Origin of the sequence: Streptomyces sp. NPDC000410, assembly GCF_040300305.1 — a bacterium.
GTDB lineage: Bacteria > Actinomycetota > Actinomycetes > Streptomycetales > Streptomycetaceae > Streptomyces.
In genome coordinates, this window is sequence record NZ_JBEPDM010000039.1 from 57,903 (window position 1) to 73,623 (window position 15,721).

Below are 15,721 nucleotides of genomic sequence, written 5' to 3' on the forward strand. Positions count from 1 at the left end.
GCGACGCGCGGGCGCACGCCGCATACGATGAGGCGTATGGGTGATGTGCTGGCCGGAATTCATGCCACCTGGGAGTTCGAACCGGACGCCGTGCTCATCCGCTTCACACGGGGGTCTCGCGGTACGCCGAAGCTCTTCCTGGCGCTGGGCGAACGACGCATCCCCCATGAAGCGTTGCAGTCGGTGACCCTCTCCCCGGGCAAACGCGGCACCGTGGTGCTGCACGCGGTGCCGAGACCCGGTGTCGATCCTCTGATGGAGGCGGCCGCCGGGCAGTTGAAGGACGGCAACGACCCGTACCGGCTGGTGCTGCCGGCCGACCGCGAGACGCTCGCCGAGTACTACGCCGACGAGCTGCGCGCCGCGCTGCCCGCCGAGCCGGCCGCGGACCCGCTGTGCGCCGGGCCGTATCCGGTGTCGTCGGTCGGGGCGCCGCGGCAGTTCAAGGCGTACGACGGGAAGGCCACGTTCGACGGGGACAAGGTGGCCTTCCGGTGGTTCTGGACGGGCGCCTCGTCGGCGAAGTGGAAGGCCGGCGACCAGACCTTCGCGGTCTCCGAGCTGGCCGGAGTCGAATGGCGCTCCCCCGACGGCCTCGACGGCCATCTGCGCCTGCTGCGCCGCGACGCGCCCGACGGGGCCCGGCCCCCGCGCCCCGACCAGGACCCGGACGCGGTCGTCTTCGGCCTGGGCTACGGCCCGGTGCACGAGTCCCTGCCGTTCGCGGCGGCGATCCTGGAAGCGGTCCGCGGCGCTTCCCCGGCGCCCGTCGCCCCCGCCCCGGCCGCCCACCCGGCGCGCCGGGACCCGGCCGACATCGCGGAGCGGATACGGCACTTGGGCGAGCTGTACCAGGCGGGACTGGTCACGGACGACGAGTTCACCCTGAAGAAGGCGGAGCTGCTGGCGGAGCTGTAGGGACCTGACCGCCCCTGCCAGGGGAGCGAGCGGCCCGGCACGACGCGGGGTGGCCCCGGCCGCCGGGGCCACCCCGCGTCGCCCGGCTACTCGCGGGACGCCGACGTGAAGGACATGTCGGCGTAGCGGTCGCCCGTGACCCGGGACGCGATCGGCTCCAGCAGGGCCAGGTCCTCCGCGCTCAGGGCGAGCCGGGTCGCCGCGACGTTCTCCGCCAGGCGGGAGCGCTTGCGGGTGCCCGGGATCGGGACGACCGTGAGGCCGTGCACCCGGGCCCGCTCCTGCACCCACGCGAGCGCGACCTGCGCCGCGGTCACCCCGTGCGCCGCCGCGATCTTGTGGACCGGCTCCAGCAGCGCCGCGTTGGCCGCCGCGTTGTCCCCGGTGAAGCGCGGCATGAAGCGGCGGAAGTCGCCGGCCGACAGGTCACTGTCGGCGTTGGCGAACGAACCGGTCAGGAAGCCCCGGCCGAGCGGCGAGTACGGCACCAGGGCGACGCCCAGCTCCGCCGCCGCGCCGACCGCGCTCACCTCGATGTCCCGGCTGAACAGCGACCACTCGGACTGCAGCGCCGCGATCGGGTGCACGGCGTGCGCCTCGCGCAGCTCCGCGCCGGTGACCTCGCTCAGTCCGAGGTGCCTGACCTTGCCCTCCCGCACCAGCTCGGCCATCGCGCCGACGGACTCGGCGAACGGCACCTGCGGGTCGCGGCGGTGCATGTAGTAGAGGTCGATCGTCTCGACCCCGAGCCGGCGCAGGCTCCCCTCCACGGCCCCCCGGATGTACGCCCGGTCGTTGCGGATGCCCCGGTACGAGGGGTCGTCGCTGCGCACGATGGAGAACTTCGTCGCCAGGGTGATCTCGTCGCGGTGCGCGGCGACGAAGGGCTTCAGGAACTCCTCGTTCGCGCCGCGTCCGTAGATGTCGGCGGTGTCGAGGAGCGTGACGCCCGCCTCCAGCGCCGCGTCGAGGGTGTCGCGGGCCGCCGCCTCGTCCGTGTCCCCGTAGAACTCGCTCATTCCCATGCAGCCGAGGCCCTGCACCCCGACCTCGGGGCCTTCCGTGCCCAGCCGTACTTTCTCGATCTTGCCGTTCGTCATGAGGTGTGCGCCCTCTCCGGCGCCCCGCAATGGGCGCCGTCCGCGTAATAGCTGATCTTGTGGTCGAGTACCGCGAGGGTGTCCTGGAGCTCCGCGATCCGCATCCGTACGTCCCGGCGCGTGTCCTCCAGCAGTTCCTGGCGCTGTTCGAAGGTGTGGTCACCCTCGCGCACCAGCTCGGCGTAGCGGACCATGCCCGCGACCGGCATTCCGGTCCGCCGCAGCTTGCCGACGAAGCTCAGCCAGTCGAGGTCGCGGTTGCGGAACCGTCGCTGGCCGGTGTGCGAGCGGTCGATGTGCGGCATCAGTCCGATGCGCTCGTACCAGCGCAGGGTGTGCGCGCTCAGCCCGGTCCAGGCGGCCACCTCGGAGATCGTGTAGTGATCGCGTCCGGCCGGCCGGGGATGGGCGGGGGGAGCGGATTCCAGCACCGTCATGACCTCCACGCTAGAAGGTTGGAGTGCACTCCAAGCAAGCGATACCAGCGTGCCGCAGGGGCCCTCGCCGCGCGCCCCGAACGGACACGTACGCTCGTACGCATGCAGAGCCTGGCCCTCATCGAGAACTGGCCCGTCCCGACCGCGGCCGCCGCGGTCGTCCGCGCGGACGGCACCGTCGTCGCCGCGCAGGGCCCCACCGCGCACCGCTTCCCGCTGGCCTCGGTGACCAAGCCGCTCGCCGCGTACGCCGTGCTCGTCGCGTACGAGGAGGGCGCGGTCGAACTCGACGAGCCGGCCGGTCCCGAAGGGTCGACGGTCCGTCATCTGCTCGCGCACACCAGCGGGCTGGCCTTCGACGAGCACCGGGCGACGGCCCCGCCCGGCACCCGCAGGCTGTACTCGAACGCCGGTTTCGAGGTGCTCGGCGACCACATCGCCAAGGCGACCGACATCCCCTTCGCCGAGTATCTGCGCCAGGCCGTGCTGGAGCCGCTCGGCATGTCGGCCACGGCGCTGGACGGCTCACCCGCCAAGGACGGCGTCTCGACCGTCGACGACCTGGTGAGGTTCGCCGCGGAGGTGCAGGCGCCGCGGCTGCTGGACGCGCGGACCGTCCTGGAGGCGATGTCCGTCGTCCATCCCGGACTGTCCGGGATCCTGCCCGGCTACGGGCACCAGAAGCCCAACGACTGGGGTCTCGGTTTCGAGATCCGCGACGCCAAGTCCCCGCACTGGACGGGTGCGACGTCCTCGCCGCGTACGTTCGGGCACTTCGGCCAGTCCGGTACGTTCCTGTGGATCGACCCGGACGCCGGCGCCGCGTGCGTCGCGCTGACCGACCGGGCCTTCGGGCCGTGGGCGATCGAGGCGTGGCCGCCCTTCACGGACGCGGTGCTCGCGGAGCTCGCCGGGTCGCGGGGCTGATCCACAAGACACCCCCTAGCCCGCCATCTCCCACATCAGGACCTCCGAACCGGCCGCGGCGGCGACCAGCTCCAGACCGGCCGCGTCCGTGACCCGCGCGGAGTCCCCGGGCCCCAGGTCGTGGCCGTCCAGCCGCACCACACCGCGTACGACGTGGACGTAGACGTGCGGCGCGTCCGGCACGGCGGTCCGCTCGGCCTGCGCGAGCCGCCGTACGTGCAGCATCGCGCCCGCCTCGGGCAGGGCGTACGGCGTCGAGTCGGCGATTCCGCGCACGACCTCGTACGACGGCTCCCCGCCCGGCTCCTTCGGCGTGAGCCACATCTGCACGAACGTCAGCGGTACGCCGGCGTCGTTGCGCTCGATGTGCCGTACGCCACCGGCGGCGCTGAGCCGCTGCACGTCCCCGGGCCGTACGACGGTGGCGTGCCCGGCCGAGTCGCGGTGGGTCAGCTCGCCCTGGACGACCCACGTCACGATCTCGGTGTGACTGTGCGGGTGCTCGTCGAAACCGGCGCCGGGGGCGAGGCGCTCCTCGTTGCAGGCGAGGACGGCGCCGAAGCGGAGGTTGTCGGGGTCGTAGAAGCCGCCGAAGGAGAAGGCGTGCAGGGACTCGATACCGGCGGACTCGTCCCCACCGCGGTAGCGCTCTCCGGAGCGCCGTACGAAAATCACGCCTTCTACGGTAGAGCCCGGCCCGGCCCGATGGGTGGGGCGCGAGTGGTCGGGCGCCTGCGGCGGGCCACGCGGCGGAGCCGCACATCGATGCTGCGCCCCGCCCCTTCCCGAAAACTGGGGGCAAGCCCCCAGACCCCCGGTACGGCCTTCGGCCGTGTCCTCAATCGCCGGACGGGCTGGACATCCCAGCCGTCCGACCCGCCACCCCCCGCACCCGCCCCGATAAGGCACTCTTGTCCCCGTGCCAGAACCAGCAGCGAACGCCGCCCACCCGCACTCCGCGACCCTGAAGCGCCTGGAGCAGTCCTCCGGGCGGCTCGCCGCGAATGCCATCGCCCGCATGGACGAGACGCTGCCGTGGTACCGGGCGATGCCGCCGGAGAACCGGTCGTGGATCGGGCTGGTCGCCCAGGCCGGTATCGCCGCGTTCACGGAGTGGTTCCGGCGCCCCGAGACCCCGCAGGCGATCTCGACGGACGTCTTCGGGACGGCTCCGCGCGAGCTGACCCGGGCCATCACGCTCCGCCAGACCGTGGAGATGGTGCGGACCACCATCGAGGTCATGGAGTCGGCGATCGAGGAGGTCGCCGCGCCCGGCGACGAGTCGATCCTGCGCGAGGCGCTGCTCGTCTACGCCCGGGAGATCGCCTTCGCCACCGCACAGGTGTACGCACAGGCCGCCGAGGCGCGCGGCGCCTGGGACGCCCGGCTCGAATCGCTCGTCGTGAACGCGGTCCTGTCCGGCGAGGCCGACGAGGGCGCCGTCAGCAGGGCGGCGGCGCTCGGCTGGAACTCGCCGGAGCACGTGTGCGTGGTCCTCGGCACCGCGCCCGACGGCGACAGCGAGCTGACCGTGGAGGCGATCCGCCGCGCGGCCCGGCACGCCAAGCTCCAGGTGCTGACCGGGGTCCTCGGCGACCGGCTCGTCGTCATCGCCGGCGGCAGCGACAACCCTCTCCACGTGGCCAGGGCGCTGATCGGGCCGTACGCCGCGGGGCCCGTCGTGGCCGGGCCCATCGTGCCCGATCTGCTGGCGGCGACCAGGTCCGCGCAGGCCGCGGCGGCCGGGCTGAAGGCGTGTTCCGCCTGGCAGGACGCCCCGCGCCCGGTGCTGGCGGACGATCTGCTGCCGGAGCGCGCCATCGCGGGAGACCCGGCGGCGCGCGAGCAGCTGGTGGAGGAGATCTACAGACCGCTGGAGGAGGCGGGCTCGGCGCTGCTGGAGACCCTGAGCGTCTATCTGGAGCAGGCGAGCAGTCTCGAAGGCGCGGCCCGGATGCTCTTCGTCCACCCCAACACCGTTCGCTACCGGCTCCGACGTGTGACTGATGTCACCGGATGGTCACCCTCCGATGTCCGCTCGGCGTTCACCTTGCGGATCGCGCTCATCCTTGGGCGTCTGGTAGACGGAGATCAGCAGCTCTAGGATTTTGTCGGACACCAACAATTCCCCCGACGGTTCTTGGTCCCTGTCCCCACGGGCGGGCCGGGCCGTCCGCAAGAGAGAGTGTGAGGGTGCTCGTACTCGTCGCTCCCGGCCAAGGCGCTCAGACGCCCGGCTTCCTGACTCCCTGGCTCGACCTCCCCGGTGCCGAAGACCGTCTTCGGTCCTGGTCCGCTGCCATCGATCTCGACCTCGTCCACTACGGCACGAACGCGGACGCGGACGAGATCCGCGACACCGCCGTGGCGCAGCCGCTGCTGGTCGCGGCCGGTCTGCTGTCCGCCGCCGCGCTGGAGACCGTGAACCCCGGCGCCGTCGCGGGACACAGCGTCGGTGAGATCACGGCCGCCGCGTTCGCGGGCGTACTCGACGACGAGGCCGCGATGCGTCTCGTACGGACGCGCGGGCTGGCGATGGCCGAGGCCGCCGCCGTCACCGAGACCGGCATGTCGGCGCTGCTCGGCGGCGACCCGGAGGTCTCGGTCGCGCACCTGGAGAAGCTGGGGCTGACCCCGGCGAACGTCAACGGCGCGGGCCAGATCGTGGCCGCGGGCACCATGGAGCAGCTCGCCGCCCTGGCGGAGGACAAGCCCGAGGGTGTCCGCAAGGTCATCCCGCTCAAGGTGGCCGGCGCGTTCCACACGCACCACATGGCGCCCGCGGTCAAGGCGCTGGAGGCCGCCGCCGGCGAGCTCGTCCCGGCCGACCCGAAGGTCGCGTACGTCTCCAACAAGGACGGGCAGACCGTCGCCACCGGCGCCGAGGTCGTCTCCCGTCTCGTCGGCCAGGTCGCCAACCCGGTCCGCTGGGACCTGTGCATGGAGACCTTCAAGGCGCTCGGTGTGACCGCGCTCGTCGAGGTGTGCCCGGGCGGTACGCTCACCGGTCTCGCCAAGCGTGCCCTGCCGGGCGTGCAGACGCTGGCGCTGAAGACCCCCGACGACCTCGACGCGGCGCGCGCGCTCTTCGCAGAGCACACAGCCTGACAAGGAGCCGAGACAGCATGTCGAAGATCAAGCCCAGCCAGGGCTCCCCGTACGCACGCATCATGGGTGTCGGCGGCTACCGCCCCACCCGTGTCGTGCCCAACGAGGTGATCCTCGAGACGATCGACTCCTCCGACGAGTGGATCCGCTCACGTTCGGGCATCTCGACCCGCCACTGGGCCTCCGAGGACGAGACCGTGACCGCGATGTCGGTCGAGGCGGCCGGCAAGGCCATCGCCGACGCCGGGCTGACCCCGGACCAGATCGGTGGCGTGATCGTCTCCACCGTTTCGCACTTCAAGCAGACCCCGGCCGTCGCCACCGAGATCGCGGACAAGATCGGGGCCGTCAAGCCGGCCGCGTTCGACATCTCCGCGGGCTGCGCGGGCTTCGGCTACGGCCTGACCCTGGCCAAGGGCATGGTCGTCGAGGGCTCCGCGGAGTACGTCCTCGTCATCGGCGTCGAGCGGCTCAGCGACCTGACCGACCTGGAGGACCGTGCGACGGCCTTCCTGTTCGGTGACGGCGCGGGCGCGGTCGTCGTCGGCCCCTCGAAGGATCCGAGGATCGGCCCGACCGTATGGGGCTCCGAGGGCGACAAGTCGGAGACCATCAAGCAGACCGTGCCGTGGACGGACTACCGTAACGGCAGCGTCGAGCGGTTCCCCGCCATCACGCAGGAGGGCCAGGCGGTGTTCCGCTGGGCCGTCTTCGAGATGGCGAAGGTCGCCCAGCAGGCGCTGGACGCGGCCGGGATCACCGCCGACGACCTGGACGTCTTCATTCCGCACCAGGCGAACATGCGGATCATCGACTCGATGGTGAAGACTCTGAAGCTGCCGGAGCACGTCACGGTCGCCCGTGACGTGGAGACCACCGGCAACACCTCGGCCGCCTCGATTCCGCTCGCGATGGAGCGGCTTCTGGCGACCGGGAAGGCGAAGAGCGGCGACACCGCGCTCGTCATCGGCTTCGGGGCGGGTCTCGTCTACGCCGCGACGGTCGTTACCCTCCCCTAGGCAGGTTTCCGGACCTTCCGGGCTCCGGTCCTCCGGACTCCGGGTTTCCGGGGCAACGCCAGTTCAACCCTCTGCTACACACCGAAGGAGCGCCACATGGCCGCCACGCAGGAAGAGATCGTCGCCGGTCTCGCCGACATCGTCAACGAGATCGCCGGTATCCCGGTCGAGGACGTCCAGCTGGACAAGTCCTTCACCGACGACCTGGACGTCGACTCGCTGTCCATGGTCGAGGTCGTCGTCGCCGCCGAAGAGCGCTTCGACGTCAAGATCCCGGACGAGGACGTCAAGAACCTCAAGACCGTCGGCGACGCCGCCGACTACATCCTGAAGAACCAGGACTGATTCAGGTACGCCACCCGGCGGTGGCGCCGCTGATTCACGAAACCTCATAGACCGTGGAGAAAGAATTCCTGTGAGCTCGACCAATCGCACCGTGGTCGTCACCGGTATCGGCGCAACCACACCGCTGGGTGGCGACTCCGCATCGACCTGGGAAGGTCTGATCGCGGGACGCTCCGGCGTCCGCCCCCTCGAGGACGAACGCTTCGCCGACCTGCCCGTCCGTATCGCCGCCCTCGCGGCGGTCGACCCGGGTGAGGTCCTGCCCCGGCCGCTCGCCCGCAAGCTGGACCGCTCGGCCCAGTTCGCGCTGATCGCCGCCCGTGAGGCGTGGGCCGACGCCGGCTACAAGGCCCCGGCCGGCGAGGACGAGAAGATCTCCCCCGAGCGGCTCGGCGCGGTCATCGCCTCCGGTATCGGCGGTGTGATCACGCTCCTCGACCAGTACGACGTGCTGAAGGAGAAGGGCGTACGCCGCGTCTCCCCGCACACCGTGCCGATGCTGATGCCCAACGGCCCCTCCGCCAACGTCGGCCTGGAGGTGAACGCCCGGGCGGGCGTGCACACCCCGGTCTCGGCCTGCGCGTCCGGCGCCGAGGCGATCGGCTACGCCGTCGAGATGATCCGTACCGGCCGCGCCGACGTCGTCGTCGCGGGCGGCACCGAGGCGGCGATCCACCCGCTGCCGGTGGCGGCCTTCGCCAACATGATGGCGATGTCCAAGAACAACGACGAGCCCGAGAAGGCCTCGCGTCCGTACGACAAGGCCCGTGACGGCTTCGTCCTCGGCGAGGGTGCCGGTGTGATCGTCCTGGAGTCGGCCGAGCACGCCGCCGCGCGTGGCGCGAAGGTGTACTGCGAGGTGCTGGGCCAGGGTCTGTCCGCGGACAGCCACCACATCGCGCAGCCCGAGCCGACGGGCCGCGGTGTCGCGGCCGCGGTGCAGAACCTGCTGGACAACACGGGTCTGAAGCCGTCCGAGGTGGTCCACCTCAACGCGCACGCGACCTCCACCCCGCAGGGTGACACCGCCGAGCTCAAGGCACTGCGCAAGGTGCTGGGCGACGACCTCGACCATGTGGCGATCTCCGCCACCAAGTCGATGACCGGTCATCTGCTGGGCGGCGCGGGCGGCATCGAGACCGTCGCGACGGTCCTGGCGCTGCACCACCGTCTCGCTCCGCCGACCATCAACGTGGACGAGCTCGACGACGACATCGACGCCGACATCGTCCGCGGCGAGCCGCGCGCGCTGCCCGAGGGCACGATCGCGGCGATCAACAACTCGTTCGGCTTCGGCGGCCACAACGTGGTGCTGGCGTTCCGGACGGTCTGACGACCTGGACATGGGTGTGGCCCGTCTCCCCTCGGGAGACGGGCCACACCCATGTCGTGCGGGCGCCTCGACCGGTGCGCCTGCGGCGGGCTTTGTCCCCGCCCCGCCCCTTCCCGAAACTGGGGCTGCGCCCCAGCCCCCGTTACGGGGGCTCCGCCCCCGGACCCCCGCTCCTCAATCGCCGGAGGGGCTCCTTTGGAGCCCCTCCGGCGATTGAGGACACGGCCGTCGCGGAGCGGCCCCGCGGGGGCCGGCGGGGGCGCGGCAGCCCCCCGTCATACCACCTGGTGGAGCCAGCGCACCGGCGCGCCCTCGCCCGCGTAGCGGAAGGGTTCCAGCTCGTCGTCCCAGGGCTTGCCCAGGAGGCGGGCGATCTCCGCCTCCAGGTCGGTCTCGCCCTGGGCCGAGCGGGCGAGCGCCGCCCGCAGGCGGTCCTCGGGGATGAGGATGTCGCCGTGGATGCCGGTGACGGCGTGGAAGATGCCGAGTTCGGGGGTGGCGCTGTAGCGCTCGCCCTCCGCCGTGGGGCAGGGCTCCGCGGTGACCTCGAAGCGGAGCATCTGCCAGCCGCGCAGGGCGGAGGCCAGCTTGGAGGCCGTGCCCGGTTCGCCCTGCCAGGAGAATTCGGCTCTCCAGGTGCCGGGGGACGCGGGTTGGCGGATCCAGTCGAGCTGGACCCGCACTCCGAGTACGCCCGCGACCGCCCATTCGACGTGCGGGCACAGCGCGCGCGGTGCGGAGTGAACGTACAGAACTCCACGTGTCGTCACCGGGACCTCCAGTGTGGGACGAGGTTCGCCTTTCCCAGCGGCCTCAGTAAACAGCATCGGGAGTGAAACTCCACAAAACGGACAGCATGTGACGTGATGTAATTTACCGGAGCCGGGGGGCCGGGTGCCTCTGGGTCGACGGGGAAAAGCTATCGTGCGGCGGGGGCGGAGGGGTGACGTACCGTCGGTCCGGGGGTCCGTACGCACCAACCTTTCACCCGCCAGGACGCCATCGTTGGAGGGGCCGGGGGATGCGTGAAAGCCGGGGGAACCGCCGTACGGGTCAAAGGGGCCGCGCCCCGGCCGCGCTGACCGTGGCGGCCATGCTCTCGCTGCTGGCCGCGCTGCCGGGGTGCACCGCGGACGCGCCCGCCTCGCACAGCGCCCCGCCGAAACGGCCCAGCCCCTCCCCCACACCCGTGTGGGACCGCAGCCCTGCCTCCGTCGCCGCTGTCGGCGACTCCATCACCCGCGGCTTCGACGCCTGCGCGGTGCTCGCCGACTGCCCGGAGGTGTCGTGGGCGACCGGCACCGACCCCGAGGTCGGCAGCCTGGCGCTGCGGCTGCTCGGGCCGACGGCGGCGGCCGGGCGCAGCTGGAACCACGCCCGGTCCGGCTCCCGGATGGCGGAGCTTCCCGGGCAGATGACGGAAGCCGCCGCGCACCGGCCCGAGCTGGTGACGGTGATGGTGGGCGCCAATGACGCCTGCCGGAACTCGCCGGAGCTGATGACCCCGGTCGCCGATTTCACCGCGTCGTTCGAGGCCGCGCTGCGCACGCTGCGGCGCACCGCGCCCAAGGCGCAGGTGTACGTGTCGAGCGTGCCGGACCTGAAGCGGCTCTGGTCGACGGGGCGTGGCAGTCCGCTGGGCAAGCAGGTCTGGAAGCTGGGGATCTGTGCCTCGATGCTGGACGACGCGGACGACATGGGTGAGGCGGCGCAGCGGCGCCGGGCGCGGGTGCAGGAGCGGGTGGTGGCGTACAACGAGGCGCTGAGGAGTGTCTGCGCGAAGGACGCGCGCTGCCGGTACGACGGCGGGGACGTGTTCGCCTACCGGTTCGAGGGCAAGCAGTTGAGCCGCTGGGACTGGTTCCATCCGAGCAAGGACGGTCAGGCGCGGCTGGCGGAGATCGCGTACCGGAACGTCACGGCCGTGAGGTGAACCCCGGGGCGGCTGTCAGGTGCCGCCCCGGGGTGACTGTGGGTCAGACCTCCAGTGTGGCGGTCAGACGGGCGTCGTGCAGGGAATGGCAGGCCCGGACCTGGTACGGACCGGGGACGAAGGTCCAGGAACCGGACTGTTCGTCCCAGATCTCGAACGCGCGGCGCGGCAGCGGGATCTCCACGTCGACGCTCTCCCCAGGGGCCGCCTCGACCGTGGCGAAGCCGGCGAGCCAGCGCTGCGGGCGCTCGGCGGCGTCCGTCTCGGGTGCCTCCGGGGCGAGGTAGATCTGGACCGTCTCGCGGCCGGGGCGGGTGCCGGTGTTGCGGACGCGGACCGTGGCGGTGGCGGGGGTCGCCTCCAGGGACTCGTAGTCCCAGGTGGTGTAGCCGAGTCCGTGCCCGAAGGGGTACGCGGGGACCCGGCCGGTCCTGTCCCAGGCACGGTATCCGATGAACACGCCTTCGGTGTAGAAGAGTTGACCATCGGCCGGGGTGACGTCGGTGACGGGGGCGTCGGCGAGGGCGGCGGGCCAGGTGGTGGGGAGCCGGCCGCCGGGTTCCTCGGTGCCGAGGAGTACGTCGGCGAGGGCGGCTCCGCCCTCCTGGCCGGGGAACCAGGTGAGCAGGATCGCGGCGACGTCGTCGCGCCAGGGCAGTTCGACCGGGGAGCCCGCGTTCACCACGACCACCGTGTTCGGCTGGGCGGCGGCGACGGCCCGTACGAGGTCGTCCTGCCGGCCGGGGAGGCGCAGATCGGTGCGGTCGAAGCCCTCGGACTCGACCCGTTCGGTGGTGGCGACGACCACGACGGCTGTGTCGGCGGCCCGCGCGGCCGCCACGGCCTCGTCGATGAGCGCGTCCGGGTCGCGGCGCGGCCCGCGGTGGAGGAAGGAGAACATGACCGCCGGGAGCGGGGCCGCGGCCGCGTCGCCGAGCGTGTGGCGCAGGGACACCTCGACGGTCTCGCCCTCGGTGAGCGTGACGCGCCCGCGCTCGACGGGGGCGCCGAAGAACGCCTCGAACGGGTCGGCCTCGCCGCCCCGCTCCTGCACGCCCTCCCACAGCAGTTCCTCGCCCACGTGCAGCGCGAAACCGCCGAGGCCCCGCGTGCCGAAGGCGTGCTCGCCGCTCTCGCGCGGGGTGAAGGTGCCGATGACCTCGACGGAGCGCAGGGTCTCGTGGCTGACGCCTTCGGGCAGGTCGTCGCCGATCCACTGCACCTGGCCGCCGGGCAACGATCCCTCGCCGATCACGGCTCCGGACGCGTCGCGGCAGACGGCGCGCAGCGAGAAGCCCTGGTCGGCGGGGGTGAGTTCGTCGCTGGGGTCCGCGCCGACGGCGTACGTCAGCGAACCGGGCGGCAGCGCGGCGGTGAGGCCGTCGAGCGGCGACACGACCCGCTCGGGGAAGACGGTGGCGGAGCCGCCGCCGAGGACGCGGGCGTCGCGGGCGGCGGCGCCGATGAGGGCGACCGTGCGCACCCGGGCCGGGTCGACGGGCAGGGCCCCGCCCTCGTTGCGTACGAGGACGAAGGCGCGGCGGGCGATCTCGCGGGCCAGGGCCTGGCCGTCGATCGCGGCCGGCGGCTCGGTGACGGCGGGCTCCACCCCGTCCAGGGCGCCGACGCGGGCGGCCAGCCGCAGGACGCTGCGTACGGCTCCGTCGACGACGGACTCCTCGACCTCACCGCTGCGGACGGCGGCGGCGAGGGCGTCCCCGTACACCGTGCGGGGGCCGGGCATCGCGACGTCGAGGCCGCCGAGGATGTCGCCGACCGTCGAGCGGGCGGCCATCCAGTCCGAGACGATGCACCCGTCGAAGCCCCACTCGCCGCGCAGGACCTCGTTCTGGAGGTGGCTGTGCTCGGTCATCGTCGCGCCGTTGACCTGGTTGTAGGCGGCCATGATGCCCCAGGGGTGGGCGTTTTCGACGATGGCTTCGAAGGGGGCGAGGTAGAGCTCGCGCAGCGGCCTGGGCGCGATGACGTTGTCGACGGTGAAGCGATCGGTCTCGGCGTCGTTGGCGACGAAGTGCTTGACGGTGGTGCCGACGCCGCCGTCCTGGACGCCCGCGACGTATCCGGTGCCGATCTCGCCCGTCAGGTACGGGTCTTCGGAGTAGCACTCGAAATGGCGCCCGCCGAGCGGCGAGCGGTGCAGGTTGACGGTGGGTGCGAGGAGTACGTGGACGCCCTTGCGGCGGGCCTCCTGGGCGAGGAGCCGCCCGGCGCGGCGGGCGAGGGCCGGGTCCCAGGTGGCGGCGAGCGCGGTCGGTGAGGGCAGGGCGACGGACGGGTCGTCGGCGGTCCAGCGCACCCCACGGACGCCGATCGGGCCGTCCGACATCACCAGGGACTTCAGGCCGATCTCCGGGAGGGCCGGGAGCGACCACATGTCCTGGCCCGCGAGCAGCCGGGCCTTGGCGTCGAGGTCGAGCTTGCCGAGGGCGGTCTCGACCGCGTCGGTGTGGTCGGGTGCGGGGACGGGGGCGGGGGTGTCGTCTGCCACGGCCGTGCCTCCTCGTTGACGTGGTGTGGGTGCTCCCATACTGGACCCCTGAACCTGTAGGTCGGTAGGGTTCGTCATCTTCCTGTGACTTTATGGATGGCGTACGGTCCTGCTGGCGGATGAGCGGAACGGAACGGGGCGAGCGGACGATGGCCAGGGCCAGGAGCGAGGAGAGACGCGCGGAAATCCTGCGCGCCACCCTCGAAGTGATCGCCGAACGCGGCTACCGGGGCGCGTCACTGGGCGCGGTGGCCGAGCGCGTCGGACTCACCCAGCAGGGGCTCCTGCACTACTTCCCCACCAAGGACGCGCTGCTCGTCGCCGTCCTGGAGGAGCGCGACCAGTGGGACACCTCGGGCGCGCACCGCTCTCCCGGCGGCTGGCGCCCGGAGCTGCTCGCCTCGCTGGTCGAGTACAACGCGATGCGGCCCGGCATCGTGCAGACGTTCTCCGCGCTGCTCGGCGAGAGCGTCACCGAGGACCATCCGGCCCGGGAGTTCTTCACGCGCCGCTATGAGCAGGTGCGTACGGAGATGACGACCGTGCTGCGCGCCGAGTACGGCGACCGGCTGCCGGGCGGGCTCACCCCGGAGCGGGCGGCTCCGCTGCTGACGGCCGTCATGGACGGACTGCAGTACCAGTGGCTGCTGGACCCGGAGTCGGTGGACATGCCGGGCGCGTTCCGGGACTTCCTCGCGCTTCTGGGTGGCAGTTCCGGCGGCCGGAGACAGTGATGCTACCGCCGGTGGTAACGTGCCGGTATGAGCGGTTCCACGCGCAAGTACTCGATCAGCATCCCCGAGGATCTCGCCGAGACGGTGAAGGCCAAGGTCGGCTCTGGCGGCTTCTCCGCGTACGTCACCGAAGCGGTACGCCAGCAGATGGCCATGGACAAGCTCAGCGAGATCGTCGACGACCACGAGGTTCGGTTCGGCCCGCTGTCCGATCAGGACCTCGCCTGGGCCGCCGAAGTCCTCGACGGACAGCCCGAACCGGGCGCGGAGCCGTCGGCCGCATGAACCTCACGCAAGGGGGAACCGTCGTCCTGGACTGCGAGGGCCTGTCCAAACTCGTCGCCGACGACAGCCGTGTCATCGCCCTGGTGAGCCGCGCCAGGGACCAGCGCACCCACGTTGCCACCAGTGCGATCACCCCGGTTGAAGCCCGGCACCCGGGAATCGCGCAGCCGCGGTTCGACTGGGTCCTGTCCCGCATCGATGTCGTGCCGGTCACGGAGGACATCTCACGGTCCGCGTCCAAGCTCCTGGCCGCAGCCAGGCTGCATGGCCACAAGTACGCCTTGGACGCCATCCTGTGTGCCACGGCGCTCAGCCTGCCCGGCCCCGTCATCGTGCTCACCTCGGATCCGGAAGACATCGCGACGCTCTGCGGCCCCCGAGTGCGCGTCGTCAAGGTCTGATTGAGGCCACAAGATTCCGCGCCGTAGCTTCCACACACCGACCTGCTCACCACCGTGAGCCGGGGCCGCGTCGGCCGGTTCGACATCGAGCGCACCAACGGCGCCTGGCGCGGCGGCTTCCCCGACAACGAGAACCTGCCCGGACGGAGACCGTGCCGGTCGGCGACCCGGCCTCGCAGCCGCAGTGGACCTCGACCACGCTCCCGTACGCGGCGATCACCGCCGAGGACACCGGTCGCTTCCCGGTGTACGACAACACCTCGGTCACCGAGATCCCGGCGGGCGGCACCACCCCCGTGGTCCGGCCGCAGGGACCGACCCCGGGCTCGACGGCCCGTGCCGGAGGCGGCGGCGACTGTCTCTCCAACGAGATCGCCTACCGCGCCACGCTGCCGCGCGACCGGCTCGGTCTGCACGACACCCTGCCGGGCGGCCATGTCCACACCCCGGTCCTCGCATTCGGCGCGGGGAACACGAACCCGGCGACGGGCACGGTGACCGACCCCGAGTTCGTACGGAACCGGCTGGACATCATCGCCCAGGTCCGGGCGATGATGGCGGTGGCGGCGGACACTCGCTAGGCCGTGTCTGACAAATCCCGCCTGGCGCGCGACGCCCGGCACGCGCACTCGCTGCGTTGTCGGAGTCATCCAAGTACGTCCAGTACGAGGA

At 72.0% G+C, this 15,721-nt stretch carries 16 protein-coding genes and 1 pseudogene; 12 read left to right on the top strand and 5 right to left on the bottom strand.

Annotated features, from left to right (window positions below):
* The first annotated feature begins 36 nt into the window (after positions 1-36).
* Positions 37-918 (top strand): DUF4429 domain-containing protein, encoded by an 882-nt coding sequence (locus ABT342_RS29015; protein WP_351580225.1) that lies wholly within the window; start codon positions 37-39, stop codon positions 916-918.
* Between the two features lie 86 nt (positions 919-1,004).
* Here the strand turns inward: ABT342_RS29015 and ABT342_RS29020 are convergent, their stop codons facing one another.
* Positions 1,005-2,018 (bottom strand): aldo/keto reductase, encoded by a 1,014-nt coding sequence (locus ABT342_RS29020; protein WP_351580228.1) that lies wholly within the window; start codon positions 2,016-2,018, stop codon positions 1,005-1,007.
* On the bottom strand, positions 2,015-2,455 hold the full coding sequence (locus ABT342_RS29025) for a MerR family transcriptional regulator (protein WP_351580231.1): 441 nt from the start codon (positions 2,453-2,455) through the stop codon (positions 2,015-2,017). The genes ABT342_RS29020 and ABT342_RS29025 overlap by 4 nt, the downstream gene beginning before the upstream one ends.
* A gap of 102 nt (positions 2,456-2,557) precedes the next feature.
* Here ABT342_RS29025 and ABT342_RS29030 point away from each other — a divergent pair, with 102 nt between their 5' ends.
* Positions 2,558-3,382: a serine hydrolase domain-containing protein gene (locus ABT342_RS29030; protein WP_351580234.1), complete on the top strand. Its 825-nt coding sequence runs from the start codon at positions 2,558-2,560 to the stop codon at positions 3,380-3,382.
* Positions 3,383-3,397: 15 nt separating this feature from the next.
* On the opposite strand, the gene ABT342_RS29035 is transcribed toward ABT342_RS29030, so the two are convergent.
* Positions 3,398-4,057, bottom strand: a complete 660-nt coding sequence (locus ABT342_RS29035) for a pirin family protein (RefSeq protein ID WP_351580237.1) — start codon at positions 4,055-4,057, stop codon at positions 3,398-3,400.
* Positions 4,058-4,301: 244 nt separating this feature from the next.
* Here ABT342_RS29035 and ABT342_RS29040 point away from each other — a divergent pair, with 244 nt between their 5' ends.
* From ABT342_RS29040 to fabF, 5 genes are all read left to right on the top strand, one after another.
* Complete coding sequence (locus tag ABT342_RS29040; RefSeq protein WP_351580240.1) at positions 4,302-5,486, top strand: PucR family transcriptional regulator; 1,185 nt, start codon at positions 4,302-4,304, stop codon at positions 5,484-5,486.
* 89 nt (positions 5,487-5,575) lie between these two features.
* The gene (locus tag ABT342_RS29045) at positions 5,576-6,490 is read left to right on the top strand and encodes an ACP S-malonyltransferase (protein ID WP_351580243.1); all 915 of its coding nucleotides are present in this window, start codon (positions 5,576-5,578) and stop codon (positions 6,488-6,490) included.
* 17 nt (positions 6,491-6,507) lie between these two features.
* On the top strand, positions 6,508-7,509 hold the full coding sequence (locus tag ABT342_RS29050) for a ketoacyl-ACP synthase III (RefSeq protein WP_351580246.1): 1,002 nt from the start codon (positions 6,508-6,510) through the stop codon (positions 7,507-7,509).
* Between the two features lie 96 nt (positions 7,510-7,605).
* Positions 7,606-7,854: an acyl carrier protein gene (locus ABT342_RS29055; RefSeq protein ID WP_351580250.1), complete on the top strand. Its 249-nt coding sequence runs from the start codon at positions 7,606-7,608 to the stop codon at positions 7,852-7,854.
* Positions 7,855-7,924: 70 nt separating this feature from the next.
* On the top strand, positions 7,925-9,187 hold the full coding sequence (fabF, locus tag ABT342_RS29060; protein ID WP_351580253.1) for a beta-ketoacyl-ACP synthase II: 1,263 nt from the start codon (positions 7,925-7,927) through the stop codon (positions 9,185-9,187).
* A 275-nt stretch (positions 9,188-9,462) separates the two neighbouring features.
* Here the strand turns inward: fabF and ABT342_RS29065 are convergent, their stop codons facing one another.
* A complete protein-coding gene (locus ABT342_RS29065; RefSeq protein ID WP_351580256.1) occupies positions 9,463-9,957 on the bottom strand; it encodes a DUF3145 domain-containing protein in 495 nt (164 codons plus the stop codon).
* A gap of 251 nt (positions 9,958-10,208) precedes the next feature.
* Here ABT342_RS29065 and ABT342_RS29070 point away from each other — a divergent pair, with 251 nt between their 5' ends.
* Positions 10,209-11,120 (top strand): SGNH/GDSL hydrolase family protein, encoded by a 912-nt coding sequence (locus ABT342_RS29070; RefSeq protein WP_351580259.1) that lies wholly within the window; start codon positions 10,209-10,211, stop codon positions 11,118-11,120.
* 43 nt (positions 11,121-11,163) lie between these two features.
* Here the strand turns inward: ABT342_RS29070 and ABT342_RS29075 are convergent, their stop codons facing one another.
* Positions 11,164-13,668, bottom strand: coding sequence for a beta-glucosidase family protein (locus ABT342_RS29075; RefSeq protein WP_351580262.1), 2,505 nt, complete (start codon positions 13,666-13,668; stop codon positions 11,164-11,166).
* Positions 13,669-13,778: 110 nt separating this feature from the next.
* Between ABT342_RS29075 and ABT342_RS29080 the strand changes: the two genes are divergently transcribed.
* The 4 genes and pseudogenes from ABT342_RS29080 to ABT342_RS29095 form a co-directional block, all read left to right on the top strand.
* Positions 13,779-14,363: a TetR/AcrR family transcriptional regulator gene (locus ABT342_RS29080; protein WP_351580279.1), complete on the top strand. Its 585-nt coding sequence runs from the start codon at positions 13,779-13,781 to the stop codon at positions 14,361-14,363.
* Between the two features lie 27 nt (positions 14,364-14,390).
* A complete protein-coding gene (locus ABT342_RS29085) occupies positions 14,391-14,648 on the top strand; it encodes a ribbon-helix-helix domain-containing protein (RefSeq protein ID WP_351580265.1) in 258 nt (85 codons plus the stop codon).
* On the top strand, positions 14,645-15,049 hold the full coding sequence (locus tag ABT342_RS29090; RefSeq protein ID WP_351580268.1) for a DNA-binding protein: 405 nt from the start codon (positions 14,645-14,647) through the stop codon (positions 15,047-15,049). Before ABT342_RS29085 ends, ABT342_RS29090 begins: the two co-directional genes overlap by 4 nt.
* 27 nt (positions 15,050-15,076) lie before the next feature.
* A pseudogene (locus tag ABT342_RS29095) lies at positions 15,077-15,630 on the top strand (PA0049 C-terminal domain-containing protein); the annotation flags it as partial.
* Positions 15,631-15,721 lie beyond the last annotated feature (91 nt).

Coding starts and splice junctions, on each gene's coding strand:
- ABT342_RS29015 (WP_351580225.1), top strand. CDS start 37: ATGGGTGATGTGCTGGCCGGAATTCATGCCACCTGGGAGTTCGAACCG.
- ABT342_RS29020 (WP_351580228.1), bottom strand. CDS start 2,018: ATGACGAACGGCAAGATCGAGAAAGTACGGCTGGGCACGGAAGGCCCC.
- ABT342_RS29025 (WP_351580231.1), bottom strand. CDS start 2,455: ATGACGGTGCTGGAATCCGCTCCCCCCGCCCATCCCCGGCCGGCCGGA.
- ABT342_RS29030 (WP_351580234.1), top strand. CDS start 2,558: ATGCAGAGCCTGGCCCTCATCGAGAACTGGCCCGTCCCGACCGCGGCC.
- ABT342_RS29050 (WP_351580246.1), top strand. CDS start 6,508: ATGTCGAAGATCAAGCCCAGCCAGGGCTCCCCGTACGCACGCATCATG.
- ABT342_RS29055 (WP_351580250.1), top strand. CDS start 7,606: ATGGCCGCCACGCAGGAAGAGATCGTCGCCGGTCTCGCCGACATCGTC.
- ABT342_RS29070 (WP_351580259.1), top strand. CDS start 10,209: ATGCGTGAAAGCCGGGGGAACCGCCGTACGGGTCAAAGGGGCCGCGCC.
- ABT342_RS29075 (WP_351580262.1), bottom strand. CDS start 13,668: ATGGGAGCACCCACACCACGTCAACGAGGAGGCACGGCCGTGGCAGAC.
- ABT342_RS29080 (WP_351580279.1), top strand. CDS start 13,779: ATGGCCAGGGCCAGGAGCGAGGAGAGACGCGCGGAAATCCTGCGCGCC.
- ABT342_RS29085 (WP_351580265.1), top strand. CDS start 14,391: ATGAGCGGTTCCACGCGCAAGTACTCGATCAGCATCCCCGAGGATCTC.
- ABT342_RS29090 (WP_351580268.1), top strand. CDS start 14,645: ATGAACCTCACGCAAGGGGGAACCGTCGTCCTGGACTGCGAGGGCCTG.